The organism is Streptomyces sp. NRRL S-87 (assembly GCF_000719335.1).
GTDB lineage: Bacteria > Actinomycetota > Actinomycetes > Streptomycetales > Streptomycetaceae > Streptomyces.
The window spans coordinates 21,422-45,973 of the sequence record NZ_JOGB01000033.1 but is presented as its reverse complement, the minus strand read 5'-3'; the positions used below and the strand labels follow the sequence as shown (position 1 = coordinate 45,973).

The following is a 24,552-nucleotide window of genomic DNA, read 5'->3' as shown; positions in this document are numbered from 1 at the left end:
CGACGTGACAGAAGAAGCCGCGCAGAACAGCCCGTCCGGCGGGTACGACGACCCGTACCTGATCATCTCCTCCGACTGCCACGCGGGCCTGCCCACCGAGCGGTACCGCCCCTACCTCGACTCCCGCTTCCACCGCGCCTTCGACGAGTTCCTCGGCGAGCGCGACGCCCGCCGCGAGGAGGCCACCCGGCTCGGCATCCGCAACGAGGCCTTCGCCGCCAAGTGGTTCCACGACAACGAGGAGGGCCTGCGGGGCGGCTGGGACACCGCCCAGCGCCTGAAGGAGCTCGACGGCGACGGGGTCGCCGCCGAGGTGGTCTTCCCCGACGCGGACGCCGTCGACAGCCAGACCGCCGCCCCCTTCGGCGTCGGTCTCGGCCTCTCCGGCGACCAGGACCCCGAGCTCGGCATGGCCGGTGCCCAGGCCCACAACCGCTGGCTGGCCGAGTTCGTCTCCGAGAACCCCGAGCGGCATAGCGGCGTGGCCCTGCTGCCGATCACGGCGGAGCCGGACGCGGTCGTCGCCGAGATCCACCGGGCCAAGGAGTCCGGACTCGGCGCCCTGATGATCCCCTCCATGTGGGTCGACAAGGAGCCGTACCACGACCGCCGCTACGACCCGGTGTGGGCGGCCGCCGCCGAGACCGCGATGCCGGTCGTCACCCACTCCGGGGCCGCGCCCCGCCACGAGTACGGCGACCACCTGGGCATCTACGTCTCCGAGGTCACCTGGTGGCCGGCCCGGCCCCTGTGGTTCCTGCTCTGGTCGGGCGCCTTCGAGCGTCACCCCGGGCTGAGGTTCGGCGTCGCGGAGTCCGGCTGCTGGTGGCTGCCCAACCAGCTGTGGTTCATGGACCGGCTCTACCTCGGCGCGCACGGCGGCAAGAAGCTCTCGCCCTTCGCGGAACTCAAGCGGCCGCCGAGCGAGTACCTCGACCGCCAGGTGTTCGTCTGCGCCACCAACACCAAGCGGCGCGAGCTCGCCCAGCGCTACGAGATCGGCGTCGACAACATCCTGTGGGGCTCCGACTTCCCGCACCCCGAGGGCACGTGGCCCCACACCCGGCAGTGGCTGCGCAACACCTTCCACGACATCCCCGTCGCGGAGAGCCGCCGGATGCTGGGGCTGGCCGCGGCCGAGGCCTTCGGCTTCGACACCGACGCGCTGGCCCCGATCGCCCGCCGGATCGGCCCGACCCCGGCAGAACTCGGCCAGTCCCCCGACCAGGCGGCCGTCGAGGCCTCATGGGCGCGCTCGCGCGAGGCCGGCCGGCACTGGCTGACCGGGCACGACTTCCCGCACCTGGGGGTGGACGGGTGAACCCCGCGGACCCGGAGCACGACCGGTACACGGTCATCTCGGCGGACTGCCACGCGGGCGCCGACCTGCTCGACTACAGGCCGTACCTGGAGAAGCGGCACCACGACGACTTCGACGCCTGGGCCGCCACGTACGTCAACCCGTACGAGGACCTCCTCGCCGACACCGCCGACCGCAACTGGAACTCCGACCGCCGGCTCGCCGAGCTGGAGGCCGACGGGATCGTCGCCGAGGTGGTCTTCCCGAACACCATCCCGCCGTTCTTCCCCAACGCCTCCCTGATGGCGCAGCCGCCCACCCGTGCCGAGTACGAGCAGCGCTGGGCCGGGCTGCAGGCCCACAACCGGTGGCTCGCCGACTTCTGCGGGCAGGCGCCGGGCCGACGGGCGGGCGTCGTCCAGATCCTCCTCAACGACGTCGACGCGGCGGTGGCGGAGATCCGCCGCACCCGCGAGGCGGGCCTGACCGGCGGCATCCTGCTGCCCGGCGTCCCGCCCGGTTCGGCGGTCCCCGAGCTGTACTCCGAGGCCTACGACCCGATCTGGGCGGTCTGCGCCGAGCTGGACGTACCGGTCAACCACCACGGCGGCTCCGCCTCCCCGCCGCTGGGACCCGAACCGGCCGCCCGCGCGGTCTTCATGGTCGAGACCACCTGGTTCTCGCACCGGGCCCTGTGGCACCTGATCTTCGGCGGGGCCTTCCGCCGCCACCCGAGCCTGAAACTGGTGCTGACCGAGCAGGGCTCGGGGTGGATCCCGGGCGTGCTCGACATGCTGGACTACTACCACGGCCGACTGGTCAGCGCCGCGACGCGGGCGGCCACCGCCGAGTCCAAGTTCGGCGCCGGGCTGGCCGACTCGATGGGCAGGGGGCCGAGCGAGGTCTGGCGGGACAACTGCTTCGTGGGCGCGAGCTTCATGCGTCCCCACGAGGTCCCGCTGCGCGGGCGCATCGGCCTCGACAAGATCATGTGGGGCAGCGACTACCCCCACGACGAGGGCACCACCCCGTACTCCCGCGAGGGCCTGCGCATCGCGTACGCCGGCCTCCCGCGCGCGGAGGTGGCCGCCATGGCCGGCGGCAACGCGGCCCGCGTCTACGGCTTCGACCTGCCGCTCCTCGACGCCCTGGCCGCGAAGCACGGCCCGACGGTCGCGGAGATCGCCGCCCCCCTGACCCAGGTGCCGCCCGACGCCACCAGCCCGGCCTTCGCCCGAGGGGGCTCGGTCCGGGTCTGGTGAACGGGGCCCGCCGGCGCGGCTCCGGTCGACAGGAGCCGCCCCGGCGGTCCTAGAAGTAGGTGAGCCGCTCGGGAGGGATCCGGTCGGTGCCGACACACGTGGTACGCCGGTCGATCTCGATCCGCAGGCGGTCCGATCCCGCGAGGGGGGACAGGTCGACGACGCCGGCACACTCCGCCAGGCGGAGTCGGCTCAGCCGCGGCATTCCCCGCAGAGGTGCCAGGCTGCCGAGAGTGCAGCGGAGCAGCATCAGCTCGCTCACCGTGTCGAAGGCGACCAGGTGCACCGCGTCCACCGGTTCGGCGAAGCGGATCTGCAGCGACCGGAGCGGGGCCCCGAGCTCCTCCGACACGAGCTGCCGGTACTGGTCGTCACCCGACACGGTCAAGGACTCCAGGAGCGGCCAGCGCTCCAACCCGCGCAGGGACATGCGACGTGCTCCCTGCCACAGGACCAGCTTGGTGAGCCCTTCGTCTGCCGGAACGTCCCCGATGTGGCCTTCCATCGGCTCGAAGCCGATGACCAGGGACCGCAGCCCGGGGGCCCCGGCCAGGGGCGCCAACGAGACCCCTTCCGGCATGTATCCGAAGGCCAGGCTGTCCGTGGCCATGTCCGCGACCGCACCGATGTCGGTCAGCCGGGGGCAGTCGAACACCCCCAGGTGGCGCAGGGTCGGGTGACCGGCCAAGGCGGAGAGGTCCCGCAGCCCCTTGTTGTGCTGCAACACCAGCCACTCCAGGTCCCGGTGCCGCGCGATCTCGGGTGGCACGCCCTGCTCCCAGGTGAGGTGGACGCGGCGGATGTGGGGCAACCTGCTCCACGCGTCGAGCTGTTCGGGCGAGCGGATGTGGAGATGCGCGGCGCGCATCGGGGCGTCGGTCAGTACGGCATCCGCGAACCGCCCCGTAGGGAAGCGACCCCATGATTCGGCGATCTCATGGCCTACTTCGTACCGGTCGTCGCGTCGGAAGGCGGCGATGACCTCCAGCGCACGGTCGCCTCCCAACAATGCGGCCGTGCGCACCGTCGCCGCGGCCTCCGCTTCACCGAGGCTCGACAGGTCCGGAAGCAGCTCGAGGACGAGTTCGCCCGCCTTGGCGAGTTCTTCCGCCTGGCCGGGAGTCCTCGGCGGCAGGAGCTCCGCCGTCCGGGACTGGATCTCCCCCCGCAGGGACGGGTCCAGCTCCGGGGCGTGTTCCAGGCTCGCCGCCGCCAGCAGGACCAGGCGGCTGCGCGCGCCCTTGACCCTGTCGGCGCGTTTCAGCAGGCCCCGCAAGACGCGGGCCCGCTCGTCGGGACGGGCGTGGCCGACGGCCATGCGGACGACGTCGTCCCACGTATCGTCGTGCGCGTTGCGCACCAGGACGCCGAAGTCGCGCGACTCCACCGCCGCCTTCGCGCCCAGGTAGTCCTGGAAGGTTCGGTGGACGAAGTCCACCGAACCCTTCACCGGCTCGCGCAGCAGCCCGCTGCGGATCAGCAGGTGCGCGAACACCCGCTCCGCGTCCCCCTGTTCCCGCACCTGCGGCATCGCGTCCAGCCACTGCGCCACAAGCTCGACCGCCTCGTCCCGGCCCGCCTCCACCTGCCCGTTGCGGATCAGCCAGTACGCGAACCGCTGGAGCAGCAGGATCTGCTCGTCCCGGGTGAGGTAGACCCCTTCGACCCCGCCGATCTCCCGCTCGGTGTCCCGGCGCACCAGCAGCATGTCGAGCGCCGCGTCGTACAGCTCCTTCCGGGCGCGCGGAAGGTGCATGCGGCGGTCCCGGTTCAGCGCGCACAGCAGGGCGCACATCAGCGGGTTGGTCGCCAGCCGGCCCAGGTCCCGGCGGGCCGAGACCGCCTCCCGCAGCGAAGCCTCGTACGCGTCCAGGTCCTCGCCGCCGGCGCCGGCCTCCGCACGCGCCGCCGTGTGCCAGTGCGCGATGAACGCCCCCACGTCCTCCCGCTCCATCGGCAGCAGCGCGTGAGGTACGAAGCCCTGTCCCGCGAGCCAGTCCTCCGGCACCGCCGACGGCCGGGTCGTCACCACGTACCGCGCCTTCGGGAAGGCGGAGACCAGCGAGCGCAGCCAGGTCTCCGTACGGCCGCGCAGCCGCTGCGGGACCTCGTCCACGCCGTCGACCAGGACCAACGCCCGCCCGCCGAGCATCAGCTCCTCGACCCAGCCCGGCGGGGCCGCCAGCGGCACCCCGCCGGCCTTGAGGAAGTCCTCCGGCAGCGGCAGGGCGTCGGCCGTCGTGAACGAGCGCAGCCGCAGTACGAACGGCACGCACATGCGCCACGGCCCGTCCTCCCGCCGGGCAGCGTGTACGGCGAGCCACTGGAGCAGCGTGCTCTTGCCGGAGCCCGCCGGGCCGCGCAGCAGCACCCGGTCCGCGGCCCCCAGGGCCCGCTCCGCCTTGACGGTGGTGGGGTGCGGGCCGGGTTCGCCCGGCTGCAGGTGGTGCTGCTCCGCGCTGACCGCCAGGCTGATGTACGCCAGGTCCAGCGGCCACTCGCGGCGGCCCGAGCCCAGGGTCAGGCCGAAGAGCTGGAGACGGCCGTACGACTGGGCGACGTAGGCGGCGTACCGTTCCTCGAAGGCGAGCGCGGCTCCGTCGGCGCGGTCCGCGAGGCGGTCGACCGTACGCTGCAACTCGCCCGCACGCCGCACCAGTTCGACGTCCGCGCGGGCGCCGAACGAGGGGAGCGTCGTCAGGTAGTCGGCCGCGTGTGCGCACGCCGCCCGGATCAGCTCCCAGCACAGCGCCTCCGCCGCCGCGCTCAGCCCCGCTCCCGGCGGCACCCGCACCCGCGCCGCCAGCTCCGCCGGGTCGAAGTCCGCCGCGAGGACCGTGTCCGCGTCCAGCGGGCCGAGCCCCGCGAAGGCGTCGGCGACTGCGGCGAGGGCCGCGAGCCGCTCGTGTTGCGGCAGCCGGGCCGTGGCCGGGCCGAGGCGTTCGGCGAGGCCTTCGGCCAGCCGGCGCAGCTCCGCCTCCCCGAGTTGGGCCGGGCGCTGCCAGTGCCGCCCCGGCCGGACCGGCCGGTCCGCCAGACCGGCTCCCGGCACCTGCCCCAGCCGCGAGCGGTAGAGCCAGCCGCCCACCGCGCCCGCCGTGCGTAAGACGGCCGTCTCGATGCCCGTCATCCCCCGGACCCCCTCCTCGGAGCGTGCTCGGACCCTATCGCGCGAACCCCCGGTAACCCCGCCGGATACCGATCGGTAACACCCCCTAGCCGTGCCGCCCCGCCGCCTCTATCGTGCGGGCATGCCGAACCTGCCCGACGTCGTGCTGTGGTCCATACCCGCCTTCGTGCTGCTCACGATCCTGGAAGCGGTGAGCTACCGGATCCATCCGGACGAGGACGCCGCCGGGTACGAGGCGAAGGACACGGCCACCAGCCTGACCATGGGGCTGGGCAGCCTCTTCTTCGACTTCTTCTCGAAGATCCCGTTCGTCGCGCTCTACACGGTGGTGTACGAACTGACCCCGCTGCGGGTGCCGTTCCTGTGGTGGACCCTCGCGCTCATGCTGCTCGCGCAGGACTTCTGCTACTACTGGCAGCACCGCAGCCACCACGTCGTCCGCATCCTGTGGGCCTCGCACGTGGTGCACCACAGCAGCCGCAGGTTCAACCTCTCGACCGCGCTGCGCCAGCCCTGGACCGGCGCCACCTCGTGGCCCTTCTACCTGCCCGTGATCGCGCTCGGCGTGCACCCGGCGGCGCTGGCCTTCTGCTACTCGGTGAACCTCCTGTACCAGTTCTGGATCCACACCGAGCGGATCGACAGGCTGCCGCGCCCCGTCGAGTACGTCTTCAACACCCCCTCCCACCACCGCGTGCACCACGCCTCGCAGGGCGGCTACCTGGACCGCAACTACGGCGGGATCCTGATCGTCTGGGACCGGATGTTCGGCTCGTTCACGGCCGAGACCGAGCGGCCGCTCTTCGGCCTCACGAAGAACATCACCACCCACAACCCCCTGCGCGTGGCCACCCACGAGTACGCCGCCATCGCCCGCGACGTACGGGCCGCCACGAGCTGGCGCGAGCGGGCCGGCCGGGTCTTCAAGGGCCCGGGCTGGCAGCCGGCCCCGGCCCCGGCCCCGGCCCCGGTCCCGGCCCCCGACACCGCCGCAACCGCCCCCGCCCCCCTCGCTCCCACCCCCGTCCCCACCCCCTCGACCCCCACGGAGTCCCCCGCATGAGCGCCCGCACCGCCCCGACGCCCGAGCCGGTCGGCGGCACCGCCGCAGGGCTGCGCGTGCCCTCCTGGGCCGCGCCCAAGGTCGCCGGGTACCGCGACGCGGTGGCCCGCGGACTGCTGGTCGCCTTCGGTGCCGCGTCCGTCCTCGACCTCGGCGCCCTGCTCGCCGGCTGGCACCCCGGGCACGTGCTCGCCAAGCCGCTGCTGATGCCGCTGCTCGTGGGCCACGTCCTGACCCGGCGCGGTCCCTGGCTGCTGGTGGCCGCGCTCGCCTTCGGGTGGGGCGGTGACCTGGCGCTGCTCTTCGACGCCGACCCGGCCTTCCTCGTCGGCATGGGCTCCTTCGCCCTCGGGCACGTCTGCTACCTCGTGCTCTTCGGTCGCGCCCGGGCCCACCCGCTGCTCGGCGCGGCGTACGCCCTCGCCCTGGTCACGACCGTCAGCCTGCTCTGGTCCGACCTGCCCGCGGAGCTGCGCATCCCGGTGGCGGGCTACAGCCTGCTGCTGACCGCCATGGCCTTCCGCTCCGGCGTCCTGGGCCCGGTCGCGGGCATCGGCGGGGCGCTGTTCCTGCTCTCCGACACCCTGATCGCCACGGGCGTGGCCGAGTGGCCCCAACTGCCCCGGCCCGACTTCTGGATCATGCTCACGTACCTCGCGGCCCAGTACCTGCTGGCCGCGGGCGGCCTGCGGCCCGGCGTGCGCACCCTGCGCCCCGCGTAGGGGGGGTCCCCGAGGTCCCCGCACCCGCCGCGGAACGACCCCCTCCGCCCAGGCCCCGCCGACCACCCGGGCGTACGGTAGGGACGTCATACCCGCGCGGGCCGCGATCCGGATCCGGCGGGCCGGTACCGAAGGCAAGGAACGCCGAACATGCGCGCCACCGTCATCCACGCCCCGCACGACATCCGCGTGGAGGAGGTGCCCGACGCCGCCGTCAAGCAGCCGCAGGACGCCGTCGTCCGCGTGCTGCGCGCCTGCATCTGCGGCAGCGACCTGTGGGCCTACCGCGGCGAGGCCAAGCGCGAGCCCGGGCAGCGCATCGGACACGAGTTCCTCGGCATCGTCGAGGAGACCGGCTCCGAGGTGTCCGGCTTCCGCGCCGGAGACCTGGTCGTGGCCCCCTTCATGTGGTCCGACGGCACCTGCGACTACTGCCGCGAGGGCCTGCACACCTCCTGCGTGCACGGCGGCTTCTGGGGCTCCGTGGGCTTCGACGGGGGTCAGGGCGAGGCCGTCCGCGTCCCGCACGCCGACGGCACGCTGGTGAAGCTGCCCGCCGCGGCCGCCTCCGACGACCACCTGCTGACCGCGCTGCTCGCGCTCTCCGACGTCATGGGCACCGGCCACCACGCCGCCCTCGGCGCGGGCGTGCGCGAGGGCTCCACCGTCGCCGTGGTGGGCGACGGTGCGGTGGGCCTGTGCGGCGTCCTGGCGGCCAAGCGGCTGGGCGCCGACCGCATCATCGCGCTGGGCCGGCACAGCGCCCGTACCGACATCGCCAAGCGCTTCGGCGCCACCGACGTGGTCGCCGAGCGCGGGGAGGCCGCCGAGGCCGCCGTGCGCGAGCTCACCGGCGGCCAGGGCGCGCACGCGGTCATCGAGGCCGTCGGCACCGAGCAGTCCATGCGCACCGCCGTGAACATCACCCGCGACGGCGGCGCCATCGGTTACGTGGGCGTGCCGCACGGCAGCGGCACCGGCCTGGACCTCGGCGTCATGTTCGACCGGAACATCACCCTGCGCGGCGGTGTCGCCCCGGTCCGGGCGTACCTGCCCGAGCTGCTCGCGGACGTCCTCGACGGCACCATCGACCCGTCCCCGGTCTTCGACCGCGCCGTCACCCTGGACGAGGTCCCCGACGGCTACCGCGCGATGGACGACCGCTCCGCCCTGAAGGTGCTCATCAAGCCCTGACGGGATCAGCCTTGACGGGCATCAGGCCTTGACGGGCATCAGGCCTTGAGGGGCACCAGGCCCTGACGGGCCGTACGGCGAGAGGGGCCGGGCGAAACGATTCCGCCCGGCCCCTCTCGCCGCGTGTCACGTACCGCGGATCAGGCCGCCGCTACCACTTCACGGCGCGCAGGGCGTTGATCAGGCCCGCGCCGTAGTAGCCCGTCTGGGTGCCGTACGACTTGCACGTCGCGGTGGCGTCGACCAGCGCGCCGGTGGCGTCGTAGACCTTGTCGGGGCAGGCCATCTCGTCCGCCTCGGCCTTCAGCGCGGCCTGCACCTGGGCCGGGGTGAAGTTCGGGTGCTTGCTCTTGATGAGCGCCGCGACACCCGCCACGTGCGGGCCGGCCATCGAGGTGCCCTGCTTGTAGCCGTAGCCGCCGCCCGGCAGGGTCGACAGGACGCGCCCGTTCTTGTCCGGGGTGTCCGGCACCTGCCACTTGTCGCCGCCGGGGCCGGCGACGTCGATGACGCCCAGGCCGTAGCTCGAGTAGTACGAGCGCAGGCCCTGGTCACCCGTGGCCGACACCGACACGACGCCCGGCAGCTGCGTCGGCAGGTCGAGGCACTTGCGCGGGTCGATGGTGCGCGTCACCGGGGTCGCGTCGTCGGGGCTCGTGGTGTCGACGATGGACTCGCCGGCCAGGTCCCAGTTCGAGTTGCCGGCCGAGGCCACGTTGAGCGTGCCCTTGCGCTCGGCGTACTTGGTGGCGCGCCCGATGGCCTCGACGAGGGCCTTCTGGTCGTCGTCGTCCTTGCAGTTGAAGTACCACGGGTCGACGTAGTAGCTGTTGTTCGTCACCTGGATGTTGTGCTCGGCGGCGAACACGAAGCCGCAGACCACGGCCTCCGTGAAGAAGAGGCTGGTGCCCGGCTCGCTGACCTTGATGCCCGCGACCTTCACGCCGGGCGCGACACCGCTGATGCCGACGCCGTTGCGGGCCGCCGCGATGGTGCCCGCCACGTGCGTGCCGTGGTCGCTGCCGTCGGCGTACGGGCGCCAGGCGCCGTCCGTCTGGTCCGCGACGCCGCCGACACAGTTGGCCGACTGCTCCTTGGAGAAGTTCGGGGCCAGATCGGGGTGGGTGTCGTCGACACCCGTGTCGATGACGCCGACGGTCACCTTGGAGCTGCCAAGGTTGATCGCGTGCGCCTCGTCGGCCTTGATCTTCCGCAGGTCCCACTGGTTGGGCTCCAGCGGCTCCTGACCGGGAGCGGCCTCGGCGGCGGCCTTGGCGGCCTCGTCCGCGGTGAGGACCTGGGTGCTGCCCTCCTCCGTGGTCTGGACGGGCGACAGCGGGGCGGTGCGGGTGGCACCGGCCGAGGTCACGCCCTTCGCGGCGCGTATCTGCTTCGCGAAGTCGGGGTTCTGGGAGTGGGCGACGATGACGCCGATCTGCTCATAGGCGTGCACGACCGTGCCGCCCACCGCCTCGATCGCCTTCGTCACCTGCTTGGCCGTACCCGGACCGGTGCGCTCCAGGTTGACCACGTACGACAGCTTCGGACCGGTGTAGTCCGAGGCGGTCGCGGCCACTCCGTCGAGCGTGGCCGCCGAGGCCGTCATCGCGGGGAGGACGCCGAGCGAAGCAGTGAGCGCCAGACCGATCGGCACGGCCAGCAGGCGTCGGCGTCCGGATCCCAGATGAGCCATGGGTTCTCCACATCATCCGTGAAAAAGCCGTCCGCGCAGGTTGCGCTGGACGGGTACATGACGAGTGAAGCTAGCGCCGATCTTCCCGCTTGAGCAATGAATTCCGAAAGAAAAATCGGGTGTTGAACCGTCCAGTCCTGCCGCCCGTGCCCTTGACAGGGGGAACGTGTCACACCTTCCCCCCACGGAGGTCGTTTTGTCCGCTCCCATCGCACCCGCCCCGCAAGGAGACCCCGTGAGCACCGAAGCACCCCCGCCCCCCGGCAGCGCGGGCACGCGCCGGCCCGGGCCCTCGGCCGAGGAGTTCGCCGCCGTGCAGCAGAGCCCGGAGTTCGGCGAGCTGCGCCGCTCCTACCGCTCGTTCGCCTTCCCGCTCACCGTGGCGTTCATCGCCTGGTACCTGGTCTACGTGCTGCTGTCGAACTACGCCGGCGGGTTCATGGGCATCAAGCTCCTCGGCAACATCAACGTCGCCCTCGTGCTCGGGCTCGCCCAGTTCGCCACCACGTTCCTGATCGCCTGGTGGTACTCCCGGCACGCCGCCGCCGTCCTCGACCCGCAGGCCGAGTCCATCAAGTCCGGTATGGAGGAAGGCGCATGAGCGGCATCGCACACACCCCGGCCGTCCCGCTCGCGGCCGGGGCCGCCACCGAGCACCGCCCCCTGATCATCACGCTCTTCGCCCTCTTCGTCGTCGCCACCCTGATCATCACGATCTGGGCCGGCCGCCAGACCCGCGGCGCCGCCGACTTCTACGCCGGCGGCCGCCAGTTCACCGGCTTCCAGAACGGCCTGGCCATCTCCGGCGACTACATGTCCGCCGCCTCGTTCCTCGGCATCGCCGGGGCCATCGCCCTCTTCGGCTACGACGGCTTCCTGTACTCCATCGGGTTCCTGGTGGCCTGGCTCGTGGCCCTCCTCCTGGTGGCCGAGCCGCTGCGCAACTCCGGCCGCTACACGATGGGCGACGTCCTCGCCTACCGGATGCGCCAGCGCCCCGTCCGCACCGCCGCCGGCACGTCCACCATCGTCGTCTCCATCTTCTATTTGCTCGCGCAGATGGCCGGCGCGGGCGTCCTCGTCTCGCTGCTGCTCGGCATCACCAGCGACGGCGGCAAGGTCGCGATCGTCGCCCTGGTCGGCGTACTGATGATCGTCTACGTGACCATCGGAGGCATGAAGGGCACCACCTGGGTGCAGATGGTCAAGGCCGTCCTGCTCATCGCCGGCGCCCTGCTCATCACCTTCCTGGTGATGCTCAAGTTCGACTTCAGCATCTCCGAGCTGCTCGGCCGGGCCGCCGAGAACAGCGGCAAGGGCAGCTCCTTCCTCGAACCGGGTCTGAAGTACGGCAAGGACGCCACCACCAAGCTCGACTTCATCTCCCTCGGCCTCGCCCTGGTCCTGGGCACCGCGGGCCTGCCGCACATCCTGATCCGCTTCTACACGGTTCCCACGGCCAAGGCCGCGCGCAAGTCCGTGAACTGGGCCATCGGCATCATCGGCGCCTTCTACCTGATGACCATCGCCCTCGGCTTCGGCGCCGCCGCCCTGCTGGACCGCGACGCGGTCATCGCCTCCAACAAGGCCGGCAACACCGCCGCGCCCATGCTCGCCGAGGCCGTCGGGGGCGGCGCCGGCTCCACCGGCGGCGCGGTCCTGCTGGCCGTCATCTCGGCCGTCGCCTTCGCCACCATCCTCGCGGTCGTTGCGGGCCTCACCCTCGCCTCCTCCTCGTCGTTCGCGCACGACCTCTACGTGAACGTCATTCGCAAGGGCAACGCCACCGAGCAGGAGGAGGTACGCGCCGCCCGCTGGGCCACCGTCGGCATCGGAGCCGTCGCCATCGGCCTGGGCACCCTGGCCCGGGACCTCAACGTCGCCGGCCTGGTCGCCCTCGCCTTCGCCGTCGCCGCCTCGGCCAACCTGCCGACGATCCTGTACAGCCTCTTCTGGAAGCGCTTCACCACCCGGGGCGCGCTCTGGTCCATCTACGGCGGCCTGATCTCCTCGGTGGTCCTCGTCCTCTTCTCGCCGGTGGTCTCCGGCAAGGAGACGTCGATGTTCAAGACCGCCGACTTCTACTGGTTCCCCCTGGAGAACCCCGGCATCGTCTCCATCCCGCTCGGCTTCCTGCTCGGCTGGCTCGGCACCGTCCTGTCCAAGGAGCCGGCCGACCAGCAGAAGTACGCCGAGCTGGAGGTGCGCTCGCTCACCGGTACGGGGGCCCACTGAGCCCGTAGGGGCTCCGGCGGCTGCCCACCGGCACCCGGCGTTCACCCAGCGTGGCCGCGTCGTACTTCTCTACGACGCGGCCGCGCCGCGTCTCGTTCCTTTGGGCACGTCTGTCCGTAACACGCGTCGCGTAGGCTCGAACACGTAGTTGAACCTCTACACATCCGGACACGGGAGGGGGCCACAGTGCTCATCGACACCTACGGCCGGGTGGCGACCGACCTGCGGGTCTCGCTCACCGACCGGTGCAACCTGCGCTGTACGTACTGCATGCCCGAAGAGGGCCTGCAGTGGCTGGCCAAGCCCGACCTGCTGACCGACGAGGAGATCGTCCGCCTGGTCCGGATCGCCGTCACCCACCTCGGCGTCACCGAGGTCCGCTTCACCGGCGGCGAGCCCCTGCTGCGGCCCGGCCTGGTCGGCATCGTGGAGCAGTGCGCCGCCCTGGAGCCGCGCCCCCGGATGTCGCTGACCACCAACGGCATCGGCCTCAAGCGCACCGCCGCCGCCCTCAAGGCGGCCGGCCTCGACCGCGTGAACGTCTCGCTCGACACCCTGCGTCCGGACGTCTTCAAGACGCTCACCCGCCGCGACCGCCACCACGACGTGGTCGACGGCATGGCCGCCGCCCGTGACGCGGGCCTGACCCCGGTCAAGGTCAACGCCGTCCTCATGCCCGGACTCAACGACGACGAGGCCCCCGACCTGCTGGCCTGGGCCGTCGAGCAGGGCTACGAACTGCGCTTCATCGAGCAGATGCCGCTCGACGCCCAGCACGGCTGGAAGCGCGACGGCATGATCACCGCCGGGGACATCCTCGCCTCGCTGCGCACCCGCTTCACCCTCACCGAGGAGGGTGCCGCCGAACGCGGCTCCGCCCCCGCCGAGCGCTGGATCGTCGACGGCGGCCCGGCCACCGTCGGCGTCATCGCCTCCGTCACCCGGCCGTTCTGCCGGGCCTGCGACCGGACCCGGCTGACCGCGGACGGCCAGGTGCGCACCTGCCTGTTCGCCACCGAGGAGTCCGACCTGCGCGGGGCCCTGCGCTCGGGCGCCCCGGACGAGGAGATCGCCCGCCTGTGGAAGGTGGCGATGTGGGGGAAGAAGGCCGGCTCCGGCCTCGACGACCCGTCCTTCCTCCAGCCCGACCGCCCGATGTCCGCCATCGGCGGCTGACCTGCGGGGCCTTCCGGGCCACGGCCCGCGGGGCCCGAGGGCCCCCCGAGGGTCCACGGGACCTACAGGACCTACGGGACCTCCGGGTCCTGCCAGTCCTCGAACTTCACGACGTCCTTGAGGAACCCGCGCACCCCCAGGAACTGGGACAGGTGCTCGCGGTGCTCCTCGCAGGCCAGCCACGTCTTGCGGCGCTCGGGCGTGTGCAGCTTCGGGTTGTTCCAGGCCAGGACCCAGACCGCGGCGGCGCGGCAGCCCTTGGCGGAGCAGATCGGGGTGGCGGGGGACTCGTCGGGTCCGATGGGGAGGATCACGCCTCAACCCTAGAAGACGAAATGACGACGCCGAGCAGCCACGGGGGGAGCTGCCCGGCGTCGGTCCGTCGCTCCGACGGGGGATGCGGAGCGCCTAGGCAGTATGTCACGCAGGACCCGGTGCGGTGCAGCGGAACTTCATGATTGATCTGAGCTTTTATTGAGGTTTCCCGCGTCCAGCGCCGGACGCACCGGCGCCGGGATGAAGTGCGAGGGCAGGGAGGGCGCCCGCTCGCGGCCCGCGTTGGCGATGACCACGGCGACGTACGGCAGCAGCGCGCCCGCGACGAGCGTGACCACGGCCACGTACCGCTCGACGTTCCACAACAGCACGGTGAGGATCACCGACACCGTGCGGATGCCCATCGAGATCACGTAGCGCCGCTGGCGGCCGCGTACGTCCTCGGCCAGCCCCTGCCGGGCTCCGGTGATCCGGAACACCTCGGTACCGTTCCGCTTGCGCACCGTTCCACCACCCCATCGTGCCGCCGGGCAGCCTCCTCGCCCGGGCCGGACCTCCACGGTACGCCCGGTCCCGGGTGCTGCCGAGGGCGGGGGGTCGGGCCTCCGGCGGACCGGCGGGACGGCCTCCCCCGAACAGAGGCGTCCGACATGCGTCATTAGCCCGGTAGGGCGAGACTTGAGCGCATCTGCGCGGTACGCGCGGCATGCCGCATGAGGAGGCGACATGAGTTGGTTGTGGGCGATCATCGTGGGCTTCGTGCTCGGGCTCATCGCCCGGGCGGTCCTGCCCGGCAAGCAGCACCAGCCCCTGTGGCTGACGACCCTCTTCGGCATGGCCGGCGCCATCCTCGGCAACGCGGTGGCCGGCTGGATCGGGGTCGCGGACACCCGGGGCATCGACTGGACCCGCCACCTGCTCCAGCTGGCGTGTGCGATCGCCGTCGTCGCGCTCGGCGACATGATGTACATGGCGATCCGGGGCAAGCGCGGCCAGACGACGTGACGGGGAACGGTACCCGCGGGCTCCCGTCGAGGCCCGTGGGCACGGCGAAGGGGCCGGTCCGCACGCACCGTGCGGACCGGCCCCTTCGCCGTGTGCTGCCGGGCGGCCCCGGAGCCGTCGGCGCCGTCAGCCGGTGAGCTCCACCGCGGCCAGGTTCTTCTTGCCGCGACGCAGCACCAGCCAACGCCCGTGCAGCAGCTCCTCCCGGGCCGGGACCGCGTCCTCGGCGGTGATCTTGACGTTGTTCACGTACGCCCCGCCCTCCTTGACCGTACGGCGACCGGCCGACTTGCTCGCGACGAGGCCGGTCTCGGCGAGCAGGTCCGGCACCGCCACGAGTTCGGAGACCTTGGCGTGCGGCAGCTCCGAGAGGGCCGCGGCCAGCGTGGCCTCGTCCAGCTCCGCCAGGTCGCCCTGCCCGAAGAGGGCCTTCGAGGCGGCGATCACGGCGGCGCACTGGTCGGCACCGTGCACCAGCGTGGTGAGCTCCTCGGCCAGCGCGCGCTGCGCGGCGCGCGCCTGCGGCCGCTCCGCGGTCTGCGCCTCCAGCTCCTCCAGCTCCTCGCGGCTCTTGAAGGACAGGATGCGCAGGTACGTGGAGACGTCCCGGTCGTCCACGTTCAGCCAGAACTGGTAGAACGCGTACGGCGTGGTCAGCTCCGGGTCCAGCCAGACGGCGCCGCTCTCGGTCTTGCCGAACTTCGTGCCGTCCGCCTTGACCATCAGCGGCGTGGCCAGCGCGTGCACCTGCGCGTGCGGCTCCAGCTTGTGGATCAGGTCGAGGCCGGCCACCAGGTTGCCCCACTGGTCCGACCCGCCCTGCTGCAGGGTGCAGCCGTGGCGCCGGTACAGCTCCAGGAAGTCCATGCCCTGCAGCAGCTGGTAGCTGAACTCGGTGTAGCTGATGCCCTCCTGGGACTCCAGCCGCCGGGCGACGGAGTCCTTGGTCAGCATCTTGTTGACGCGGAAGTGCTTGCCGATGTCCCGCAGGAACTCGATGGCGGACAGGCCCGCCGTCCAGTCCAGGTTGTTCACCATCACCGCGGCGTTCTCGCCCTCGAAGGACAGGAACGGCTCGATCTGGGTGCGCAGCCGGTTGACCCAGTTCGCGACCGTCTCCGGGTCGTTCAGGGTCCGCTCGGCCGTCGGGCGCGGGTCACCGATCTGCCCCGTGGCCCCGCCGACCAGCGCCAGCGGCCGGTGGCCGGCCTGCTGGAGCCGGCGCACGGTGAGCACCTGCACCAGGTGCCCCACGTGCAGCGACGGGGCCGTCGGGTCGAAGCCGCAATAGAAGGTGACCGGACCGTCCGCGAGCGCCTTGCGCAGGGCGTCCTCGTCGGTGGACTGGGCGAACAGCCCGCGCCACTTCAGTTCGTCGACGATGTCCGTCACGGTCTTTCGACTCCTTCGAATGGTGGAGAGGCGGCCGGTGCGGTGGCCGCGGCACGCGCCGGGGCGCGTGGATCTCAGTCTATGGGGGTCACACGCCCTTGCTGACCGAGCTCATGTTGAAATCGGGGATCCGCAGCGCGGGCATCGCGGCCCGGGTGAACCAGTCGCTCCACTCGCGCGGCAGGGTCTTCTCGGTACGGCCGGCCTCGGTGGCCCGGGACAGCAGGTCCACCGGGGACTCGTTGAACCGGAAGTTGTTCACCTCGCCGACGACCTCGCCGTTCTCGACGAGGTACACCCCGTCCCGGGTCAGGCCGGTCAGCAGCAGCGTCGCCGGGTCGACCTCGCGGATGTACCACAGGCACGTGAGCAGCAGCCCCCGCCCGGTGGCCGCCACCATCTCGTCCAGGGACTTCTCCCCGCCCGCGTCCAGGACCAGGTTGCCGAAGCCGGGGGCCGGGGGCAGCCCGGTCAGCGCCGCGGTGTGCCGGGTGGTGGTCAGGTGGGCCAGCTCGCCGCCCCGCACCCACTCCACCGGCGGCACCGGCAGACCGTTGTCGAACACCGACGCGTCGTCGCCCGAGCTGTGCGCGATGACGAACGGCGCCGCCTCGAGGCCGGGCTCGTTCGGGTCGCTGCGCAGCGTCAGCGGCAGCGGCGAGAGCCGCTCGCCGAGCCGGGTGCCGCCGCCGGGCTTGGAGAACACCGTGCGGCCCTCGGTCGCGTCCCGCGCGGACGCCGACCACATCTGGTAGATCAGCAGGTCCGCCACGGCTGTCGGGGGCAGCAGCGTCTCGTAGCGGCCGGCCGGCAGCTCGATGCGCCGCTCCGCCCAGCCCAGCCGGCGGGCCAGCTCCGCGTCCAGCGCCCCGGGGTCGACGTCCTTGAAGTCACGGGTGGACCGGCCGGCCCAGGCCGACCGCTGCCGGTCGGGCGACTTCGCGTTCAGCTCCAGCGTCCCGTTCGGCTGGTCGTGCCGGAGCCGGAGCCCCGTCGAGGTGCCGACGTACGTGGAGACCAGCTCGTGGTTGGCGAACCCGTACAGTTCGCGACCGCCCTCGCGGGCCCGGGCGAAGGCCTCGCCCAGCGCCGGGGCGAAGTCCGCGAACACCGCCGAGGAGGTCTCGGCCGGCCCGTCGGTGAAGTCCGGGGACGACGGGACCCCCGTCACCAGCGGCTGCGCGTCCTCAGCCGGCCCCGCGCCGCGCGCCGCCGCCTCGGCGGCCCGCACCAGCGGCTCGAGGTCCTCGGCCGTGACGGCGGAGCGGGAGACCACGCCGGAGGCGGTGCCCTCCTTGCCGTCCACGGTGGCGATCACCGTGAGGGTGCGGCCGCGGGTGACGCCGTTCGTCGTCAGCGCGTTGCCCGCCCAGCGCAGGTTCGCCGTCGACTCCTCGTCCGCGATCACCACGCAGCCGTCGGCCGTGGACAGCTCCAGCGCCCGCTCGACGATCTCGTGCGGCTTCGTGCTCCGGGTCATCGGCCGGCCTCCTGGGTGGTGTTCAAGATGTTGACGCCGCGGAACAGCGCGGACGGGCAGCCGTGCGAGACGGCAGCGACCTGGCCCGGCTGGGCCTTGCCGCAGTTGAAGGCGCCGCCCAGGACGTACGTCTGCGGGCCGCCGACGGCCTCCATGGAGCCCCAGAAGTCGGTGGTCGTCGCCTGGTAGGCCACGTCCCGCAGCTGGCCCGCCAGCCGCCCGTTCTCGATCCGGAAGAACCGCTGGCCGGTGAACTGGAAGTTGTACCGCTGCATGTCGATCGACCAGGAGCGGTCGCCGACCACGTAGATGCCCCGCTCGACCCCGCCGATCAGGTCCTCCGTCGACAGCCCGCCCGGGTCCGGCTGCAGCGAGACGTTCGCCATCCGCTGCACCGGCACGTGCCCGGGGGAGTCCGCGTACGCGCAGCCGTTCGAGCGGCCGAGGCCGGTCAGCTTCGCGATGCGCCGGTCCAGCTGGTAGCCGACCAGGGTGCCGTCCTTGACGAGGTCCCAGCTCTGCGCCTCGACGCCCTCGTCGTCGTACCCGACCGTGGCCAGGCCGTGCTCCGCGGTGCGGTCACCGGTCACGTTCATGATCGGGGAGCCGTACTTCAGGGTGCCGAGCTGGTCGAACGTCGCGAACGAGGTGCCGGCGTACGCCGCCTCGTAGCCCAGCGCCCGGTCCAGCTCGGTGGCGTGCCCGATCGACTCGTGGATCGTCAGCCACAGGTTCGACGGGTCGACCACCAGGTCGTACCGGCCGGCCTCGACGCTCGGCGCCCGCATCTTCTCCGCCAGCAGCCCCGGGATCCGCTCCAGCTCGGAGTCCCAGTCCCAGCCGGTGCCCCGCAGGTACTCCCAGCCGCGGCCCGCCGGGGGCGCGATCGTGCGCATCGAGTCGAACTCGCCGGTCCGCTCGTCCACGGCCACCGCCGTCAGCTGCGGGTGGATCCGTACCCGCTGCTGGGTCGTGACGGTGCCCGCGGTGTCCGCGTAGAACTTGTTCTCGTGCACGGCCAGCAGCGAGGCGTCCACGTGCGCCACGCCGTCCGCCGCCAGCAGCCGGTTGCTCCAGTCCGCCAGCAGGGCGGCCTTCTCCTCGTCCGGCACCGTGAACGGGTCGATCTCGTACGCCGAGACCCACGTCCGGTCCGCGTGCACCGGCTCGTCCGCCAGCTCCACCCGCTCGTCCGAGCCGGCCGCCTTGATCACCTTCGCCGACAGCTGCGCCATGGCCACCGCCTGCGAGGCGACCCGCGCAGCACCGTCCATGGTCAGGTCGACGCCCGAGGCGAACCCCCAGCTGCCCCCGTGCACCACCCGGACGGCGAAGCCGAGGTCGGTGGTGTCCGAGGAGCCCGCGGGCTTGGCGTCCCGCAGGCGCCACGAGGCGCTGCGGACCCGCTCGAGCCGGAAGTCGGCATGCTCGGCGCCCAGAGCGCGCGCCCGCGCGAGCGCCGCGTCGGCGAGCGCCCGCAGCGGCAGCGCGGTGAACGCCGCGTCGATGGAATGAGGCACGGATGTCTCCCTGTGGTCGGGACCGGTCGCCCCGATCATGTCGCGCCGGCGCCCGGAATGCCTACACCTTTCTGTAGGGACTCGACAGCCGTCGACTTCAGGCCCTGTCGAGGACCGATTCTGCGTACACACGACTGGACCGATAGGTTTTCGCTGTCCAGACAGCTAGGGAAAGGGTGATCCGTTGAGCCGCTCGGTTCTCGTCACCGGAGGAAACCGGGGCATCGGCCTCGCCATCGCCCGCGCCTTCGCCGACGCGGGCGACAAGGTCGCGATCACGTACCGCTCGGGGGAGCCCCCGCAGGAGCTCGTCGACCTGGGCGTGCTGCCCGTCCGGTGCGACATCACCGATGCCGAGCAGGTGGAGCAGGCCTACAAGGAGATCGAGGGCAAGCACGGCGCGGTCGAGGTGCTGGTGGCCAACGCCGGCATCACCAAGGACCAGCTGCTGATGCGCATGTCCGAGGACGACTTCACGTCCGTCCTCGACACGAACCTCACCGGCACCTTCCGCGTGGTCAAGCGCGCCAACCGCGGCATGCTGCGCGCCAAGAAGGGCCGCGTCGTCCTCATCTCGTCCGTCGTCGGCCTGTACGGCTCGGCGGGCCAGGCGAACTACGCCGCTTCCAAGGCCGGCCTCGTCGGCTTCGCCCGCTCCCTCGCCCGCGAGCTGGGTTCCCGCAACATCACCTTCAACGTCGTCGCCCCCGGCTTCGTCGACACCGACATGACGAAGGTGCTCACCGACGAGCAGCGCGCCGGCATCGTCTCCCAGGTGCCGCTCGGCCGCTACGCGCAGCCCGAGGAGATCGCCTCGGCCGTGCGCTTCCTCGCGTCGGACGACGCGTCGTACATCACTGGAGCCGTCATTCCCGTTGACGGCGGATTGGGCATGGGTCACTGATCACCATGAGCGGAATTCTCGACGGCAAGCGCATCCTGGTCACTGGTGTGCTGATGGAGTCCTCCATCGCCTTCCACGTCGCCAAGCTGGCCCAGGAGCAGGGCGCCGAGGTCATCCTCACCGCTTTCCCCCGGCCCACCCTGACCGAGCGCATCGCCAAGAAGCTCCCCAAGCCCGTCAAGGTCATCGAGCTCGACGTCACCAACGACGAGCACCTGGGCCGCCTGGAGCAGGTCGTCCGCGACGAGCTCGGCGGCCTCGACGGCGTCGTCCACTCGATCGGCTTCGCCCCGCAGGACGCCCTCGGCGGCAACTTCCTGAACACGCCGTTCGAGTCGGTGTCCACCGCGATGCACGTTTCGGCGTTCTCCCTGAAGGCGCTGACCATGGCCTGCAAGCCGCTGTTCCCGGCGGAGGGCGCGGCCGTCGTCGGCCTCACCTTCGACGCGCAGTACGCCTGGCCGCAGTACGACTGGATGGGTCCGGCCAAGGCCGCGCTGGAGGCCACCAGCCGCTACCTCGCCCGCGACCTGGGCAAGGAGAACATCCGCTGCAACCTGGTCTCCGCCGGCCCGCTCGGCTCCATGGCCGCGAAGTCCATCCCGGGCTTCTCCGACCTGGCCGACGTGTGGAACCACCGCTCCCCGCTGGCGTGGGACATGAACGACGCGGAGCCGGCCGGCCGCGGCGTCGTCGCCCTGCTCTCGGACTGGTTCCCGAAGACCACCGGCGAGATCGTGCACGTCGACGGCGGCGTGCACATCATGGGCGCCTGACCCCGCACCGGGTTCACCCGTACGGGCCAGCCGCCGCGCGCACCCACCTGGGCCGCGCCTCCTCCGGGAGGCGCGGCCCTCGCGTTTCCCGCAGACTGATCACGCCCGGGGAGCGCCGAGCGGGGGCTCCCGGCCGACTCGCGGGAGGGAGGACCGGGTGCGTCCGATCCGCAGCCGTACGACGACACTGCTGGCCGCTGCCATCGTGCTGACCGGCCTCCTCGCGCCCGGGGCGGCGGCCGACGCGGCCCCCGGGGCCGACCCCGCGGCCGTGGCCGGAGCGGAGGGCGTGGCCGGATCCGAGGGCGCGCCCGCCGCGGGCGAGGCCGTTCCGGACCCGCTCGACCCCCTCTCCGGCGCGGAGGCCGGCGTGGACCCGGCGGAGCTGCCCGTCGAGCCGCCCGCCCAGCCGACCCGGCCGGGGCGCCGCGAGCTGTTCGGGGCCGACTGCGACACCGAGATCGCCGGGTCCCACGTCACCGCGCGCTGCCACAACCCGTACCCCGGGACCGACCTGGTGCGCCTGCACATCGAGTGCGACCGGTGGTGGGACCTCGACAGCGACACCGTGGCGGTCGCCGTCGGGCCCGCCGACCTGCTCCAGCTGACCGGGCGCTGCTGGAAGGAAGTGCGGTCGGCGTGGGTGAGCCATCAGCGCGGCTGAGAACCCCGCTCCGACGGACTGTCAGACCCCGCCCCTAGGCTGGCCCCGGTTCGGTCGAGCAAGGAGCGGGGCAGTGCGGATAGAGCGTCACCAGGTGGGCCAGGCAGCGGTTTCGGCCGCCCGGACGGACTTCGTGAACCGGATCGGGGGAGAGGTCCGGTCCATGTCGCGGGGCGGCCGGATGGCCACGTACGAGTGGCAGTACCTCTCGGAGGAGTTCCTCGACTACCTCGGCGCCCTGTCCGTCGACACCCCCGACCTCGACCACCCCGAGGCCAGGGCCGTGCTCAGGGACGCCACCGAGGCCGCGGCCGGCGCCGTCACGTACGCCGCGTACCACCCGCACGACAGCTTCCACATCCACCTCGACTACGTGAACTTCGGGATGGGGTACGACCGCGGCGACACCGAGCACCCCGAGGAGTCGGTCACCCCGGGCGAGTGGCTCGACGCGTTCTGCCTCGCGGTCCTCTCCGGCAAGGCCTCGTACCACGGGGAGGCGTTCCACTTCGCCCGCCACAAGTTCGGCGACGACACGGCCGGGACCCCCGCCGTGGAACTCGTCGCCGGCTTCATGGCCCACGTCATGGGCGACACGGGGAACGACGACGACGCATACCCGCCGACCGCGGAGCAGAAGACCGTCGCGGTCGACGCCGCGCTCGCCCGGATCGCCGCCCGGGCCCAGGAGCGCGGCGCGGAGCTGCTCGACCGGCCGGACACGGTGGCCCTGCGCACCCTGCGCGCCCTGGTCGTCGAGGACCGGGAGGCCTTCGAGGCCGGGATCGCCGCGCTGCTGCTCCCGCTGACCGAGCGGCCCGGGCCCGGCGCGCGGCCGCGCAGCCTGCTGCCGCTGCTGCCGATCGCCCTCGCCGCGCTGGCGTACCGCACCCTGGGCTGGTCGCCGGCCGTCGACACCGACTACCTGCCCCGCGCCCTGGTCACCGGCTTCGAGACCGCCGGCCCCCGGGTCGGGGGCTTCGGCCGCGACCGGCGCGCCGACGCGGTCGCCGCCCTGGCCGCCGGGCCCCTCGTGGTCGAGCGGCCGGCCGTGGAGCGGAGCTCCGGCCCGGAGTACGAGGCCCGGTTCGAGGAGCGCACCCGCAAGGCCCTCACCGGCGAGGACGGCGAGCCCCTCAAGGCGTGGCGGCTCGAGAGCGCGGTGCGCTACCAGGACATCCTCTTCAAGACGCGGGCCGCGCGCTCCGCTGACGCCACCGACGCCCAGCTCGCCAACCTGCGGCTGGCCTCCCGGCTCGGCGCCGCGCTGTTCACGATCGCGCTGGCCGAGCCGGGCACCGAGGTCGAGGTGGAGATCGACGGCCGCACGCTGCGCTGCCCGGCCTCCCGCGAGGACGCGGGCCCCGGCACCTGGCAGACCGCCACCGCGTTCGCCCTCGTCACCGGGGCCCGCGAGGACCTCGCACCACTGGTCCTGACCGGCCCCGGGTATGCGGAGGAGGACCGCTCCGCGTTCGCCGCGTACCGGGTGGCCCTCCACACCTACCTGAAGGGAGAGGACGCCGGGCCGGCGGCCGAGCGCGCGCTGCGGGAGGTCGAGAGGGCCCGGGACCGGGGCTTCCGGCCGCCGCCGGCGGTGCTGCTCTCGCAGCTCGTCGAGGGGGACGAGGAGAGCTTCAACCTGGCCCTGGCCGACGCCCTGGAGGCCTACCGCGACCACTTCCGGGTGGCCGACCGCGCCGACGACGTCGACGCGTCGATCGACCTCGACGTCCTGTCGCTGGCCTGCCACGCCCGCCGCCGGGGCTGGGAGGTCCGCGTCGAGTCGCCGTACCTGCCCCGACGACTGCTCCTCGCGGCCGAAGCCTTCTAGCCCTCTGTCCTCAGGAGGCCCGCTCGGTAAGCGGGGGCCGTGGTGTGTGGGGAGCCTCGTGAGGCGTCGTGGCCTGCAGGCCATGAGGGGTCAAGAGGCGAGGGGACCCCCACACCACGGCATCCCCCCGGCGGTCAGCCGCGCGCCCGCCCCGGGGCTGCCTTCAGCCATTCGAACGGGTAGCCCGCGGCCTCGGAGGCCGCCGCGTCCCCGTCCCCGCGGCGGATCGCCTCCACCAGGCGGCCGTGGTCCATGTGGGTGTCCGGCGTCAGCTCGGTGCCCACGTCGTCGCGCAGCCAGTCGCGCAGCAGGTCGCCCAGATCGGCGTAGAGCCCGACCAGGACCTCGTTGTGCGAGGCCGCCACCACCGCCATGTGCAGGCTGATGTCGGCGGCCACGAACACCTCCGCGTCCCCGGACGCCCACGCCTCCTCGCGCCGCGCCAGCAGCGCGTCCAGCTGGCCCAGGTCGCGCTCGGTGCGCCGCTCCGCCGCCAGCCGTGCCGCCGAGGACTCCAGCGTCGACCGCAGCTCCGCGACGTGCCGCGGGTCGGCGCCCGCGAACCGGCGGTGCATGACCCCCGCCAGCTCGCTGGTCGCGAGGACGTACGTGCCCGACCCCTGCCGGATGTCCAGCAGGCCGTTGTGCGCGAGCGCGCGGACCGCCTCGCGCACGGTGTTGCGGGCCACGCCCAGCTGCTCGACCAGCTCCGGCTCGGTGGGGATCCGCGAACCCACCGGCCACTCGCCCGACGTGATCTGGTTCCTGAGCTGGGAGATCACCTGGTCGACGAGTGCGGAGCGGCGGGGCGAGGTCAGCGGCATGGACCCTCCTGGGCGTAGTGGACGGGACGACACCGTAGCGGTACCGGCGAGCGGAGCGGGTCGGACCACCGCTGGACAACCAATCATCCCATGAATCTATGA

General features: G+C 72.5%; 20 protein-coding genes and 1 pseudogene. 13 read left to right on the top strand and 8 right to left on the bottom strand.

Translation table 11 applies throughout. The annotated features are described in order from the left end of the window. The first annotated feature begins 4 nt into the window (after positions 1-4). Positions 5-1,321, top strand: coding sequence for an amidohydrolase family protein (locus IF43_RS0121590; protein WP_051795788.1), 1,317 nt, complete (start codon positions 5-7; stop codon positions 1,319-1,321). Further along, positions 1,318-2,562 carry an amidohydrolase family protein gene (locus IF43_RS0121585; RefSeq protein WP_030203159.1) on the top strand — a complete coding sequence of 415 codons (1,245 nt, stop codon included), beginning with the start codon at positions 1,318-1,320 and terminating at the stop codon, positions 2,560-2,562. The genes IF43_RS0121590 and IF43_RS0121585 overlap by 4 nt, the downstream gene beginning before the upstream one ends. A gap of 49 nt (positions 2,563-2,611) precedes the next feature. On the opposite strand, the gene IF43_RS0121580 is transcribed toward IF43_RS0121585, so the two are convergent. Next, positions 2,612-5,692 (bottom strand): NACHT domain-containing NTPase, encoded by a 3,081-nt coding sequence (locus IF43_RS0121580; protein WP_030203156.1) that lies wholly within the window; start codon positions 5,690-5,692, stop codon positions 2,612-2,614. A 121-nt stretch (positions 5,693-5,813) separates the two neighbouring features. Here IF43_RS0121580 and IF43_RS0121575 point away from each other — a divergent pair, with 121 nt between their 5' ends. The 3 genes from IF43_RS0121575 (at position 5,814) to IF43_RS0121565 (ending at position 8,671) form a co-directional block, all read left to right on the top strand. Further along, positions 5,814-6,755, top strand: coding sequence for a sterol desaturase family protein (locus IF43_RS0121575; protein WP_030203154.1), 942 nt, complete (start codon positions 5,814-5,816; stop codon positions 6,753-6,755). Continuing rightward, a complete protein-coding gene (locus IF43_RS0121570) occupies positions 6,752-7,477 on the top strand; it encodes a lysoplasmalogenase (protein WP_078910340.1) in 726 nt (241 codons plus the stop codon). Before IF43_RS0121575 ends, IF43_RS0121570 begins: the two co-directional genes overlap by 4 nt. 150 nt (positions 7,478-7,627) lie before the next feature. Beyond that, positions 7,628-8,671, top strand: coding sequence for a zinc-dependent alcohol dehydrogenase family protein (locus tag IF43_RS0121565; protein ID WP_030203150.1), 1,044 nt, complete (start codon positions 7,628-7,630; stop codon positions 8,669-8,671). 151 nt (positions 8,672-8,822) lie between these two features. Here IF43_RS0121565 and IF43_RS0121560 read toward each other — a convergent pair whose 3' ends face one another. Continuing rightward, positions 8,823-10,364: a S8 family serine peptidase gene (locus tag IF43_RS0121560; protein WP_030203141.1), complete on the bottom strand. Its 1,542-nt coding sequence runs from the start codon at positions 10,362-10,364 to the stop codon at positions 8,823-8,825. A gap of 235 nt (positions 10,365-10,599) precedes the next feature. On the opposite strand from IF43_RS0121560, the gene IF43_RS0121555 reads away from it, so the two are divergent. The 3 genes from IF43_RS0121555 to moaA all read left to right on the top strand — a co-directional run bounded on the left by IF43_RS0121555 (position 10,600) and on the right by moaA (position 13,775). Further along, a complete protein-coding gene (locus tag IF43_RS0121555) occupies positions 10,600-10,965 on the top strand; it encodes a DUF485 domain-containing protein (RefSeq protein WP_030203139.1) in 366 nt (121 codons plus the stop codon). Next, positions 10,962-12,599: a cation acetate symporter gene (locus IF43_RS0121550; RefSeq protein ID WP_030203136.1), complete on the top strand. Its 1,638-nt coding sequence runs from the start codon at positions 10,962-10,964 to the stop codon at positions 12,597-12,599. Before IF43_RS0121555 ends, IF43_RS0121550 begins: the two co-directional genes overlap by 4 nt. Positions 12,600-12,785: 186 nt before the next feature. Beyond that, positions 12,786-13,775, top strand: a complete 990-nt coding sequence (gene moaA, locus IF43_RS0121545) for a GTP 3',8-cyclase MoaA (RefSeq protein WP_030203132.1) — start codon at positions 12,786-12,788, stop codon at positions 13,773-13,775. A 71-nt stretch (positions 13,776-13,846) separates the two neighbouring features. Here moaA and IF43_RS0121540 read toward each other — a convergent pair whose 3' ends face one another. Both IF43_RS0121540 and IF43_RS0121535 read right to left on the bottom strand, forming a co-directional pair. Further along, entirely contained in the window at positions 13,847-14,086 is a 240-nt protein-coding gene (locus IF43_RS0121540; protein WP_234332424.1) for a hypothetical protein, read from the bottom strand. A 141-nt stretch (positions 14,087-14,227) separates the two neighbouring features. Beyond that, positions 14,228-14,554, bottom strand: a complete 327-nt coding sequence (locus tag IF43_RS0121535) for a DUF3099 domain-containing protein (RefSeq protein WP_030203115.1) — start codon at positions 14,552-14,554, stop codon at positions 14,228-14,230. A gap of 223 nt (positions 14,555-14,777) precedes the next feature. Between IF43_RS0121535 and IF43_RS0121530 the strand changes: the two genes are divergently transcribed. Then, positions 14,778-15,056: a GlsB/YeaQ/YmgE family stress response membrane protein gene (locus IF43_RS0121530; RefSeq protein WP_030203111.1), complete on the top strand. Its 279-nt coding sequence runs from the start codon at positions 14,778-14,780 to the stop codon at positions 15,054-15,056. 126 nt (positions 15,057-15,182) lie between these two features. Here IF43_RS0121530 and tyrS read toward each other — a convergent pair whose 3' ends face one another. The 3 genes from tyrS to IF43_RS0121515 form a co-directional block, all read right to left on the bottom strand. After that, on the bottom strand, positions 15,183-16,448 hold the full coding sequence (tyrS, locus tag IF43_RS0121525) for a tyrosine--tRNA ligase (protein ID WP_030203108.1): 1,266 nt from the start codon (positions 16,446-16,448) through the stop codon (positions 15,183-15,185). A gap of 88 nt (positions 16,449-16,536) precedes the next feature. After that, complete coding sequence (locus IF43_RS0121520) at positions 16,537-17,928, bottom strand: metallopeptidase TldD-related protein (RefSeq protein WP_030203105.1); 1,392 nt, start codon at positions 17,926-17,928, stop codon at positions 16,537-16,539. Next, a complete protein-coding gene (locus IF43_RS0121515; protein ID WP_030203103.1) occupies positions 17,925-19,448 on the bottom strand; it encodes a TldD/PmbA family protein in 1,524 nt (507 codons plus the stop codon). The genes IF43_RS0121520 and IF43_RS0121515 overlap by 4 nt, the downstream gene beginning before the upstream one ends. Positions 19,449-19,632: 184 nt before the next feature. On the opposite strand from IF43_RS0121515, the gene fabG reads away from it, so the two are divergent. The 4 genes and pseudogenes from fabG to IF43_RS0121495 all read left to right on the top strand — a co-directional run bounded on the left by fabG (position 19,633) and on the right by IF43_RS0121495 (position 23,626). Next, on the top strand, positions 19,633-20,352 hold the full coding sequence (gene fabG, locus IF43_RS0121510; protein ID WP_030203101.1) for a 3-oxoacyl-[acyl-carrier-protein] reductase: 720 nt from the start codon (positions 19,633-19,635) through the stop codon (positions 20,350-20,352). A gap of 5 nt (positions 20,353-20,357) precedes the next feature. Further along, complete coding sequence (gene fabI / locus IF43_RS0121505; RefSeq protein WP_030203098.1) at positions 20,358-21,128, top strand: enoyl-ACP reductase FabI; 771 nt, start codon at positions 20,358-20,360, stop codon at positions 21,126-21,128. A gap of 430 nt (positions 21,129-21,558) precedes the next feature. After that, a pseudogene (locus IF43_RS38210) lies at positions 21,559-21,792 on the top strand (hypothetical protein); the annotation flags it as partial. A 73-nt stretch (positions 21,793-21,865) separates the two neighbouring features. After that, complete coding sequence (locus IF43_RS0121495) at positions 21,866-23,626, top strand: immunity 49 family protein (RefSeq protein ID WP_030203091.1); 1,761 nt, start codon at positions 21,866-21,868, stop codon at positions 23,624-23,626. Positions 23,627-23,760: 134 nt separating this feature from the next. Here IF43_RS0121495 and IF43_RS0121490 read toward each other — a convergent pair whose 3' ends face one another. Continuing rightward, the gene (locus IF43_RS0121490) at positions 23,761-24,450 is read right to left on the bottom strand and encodes a FadR/GntR family transcriptional regulator (protein ID WP_030203088.1); all 690 of its coding nucleotides are present in this window, start codon (positions 24,448-24,450) and stop codon (positions 23,761-23,763) included. Positions 24,451-24,552: the final 102 nt, after the last annotated feature.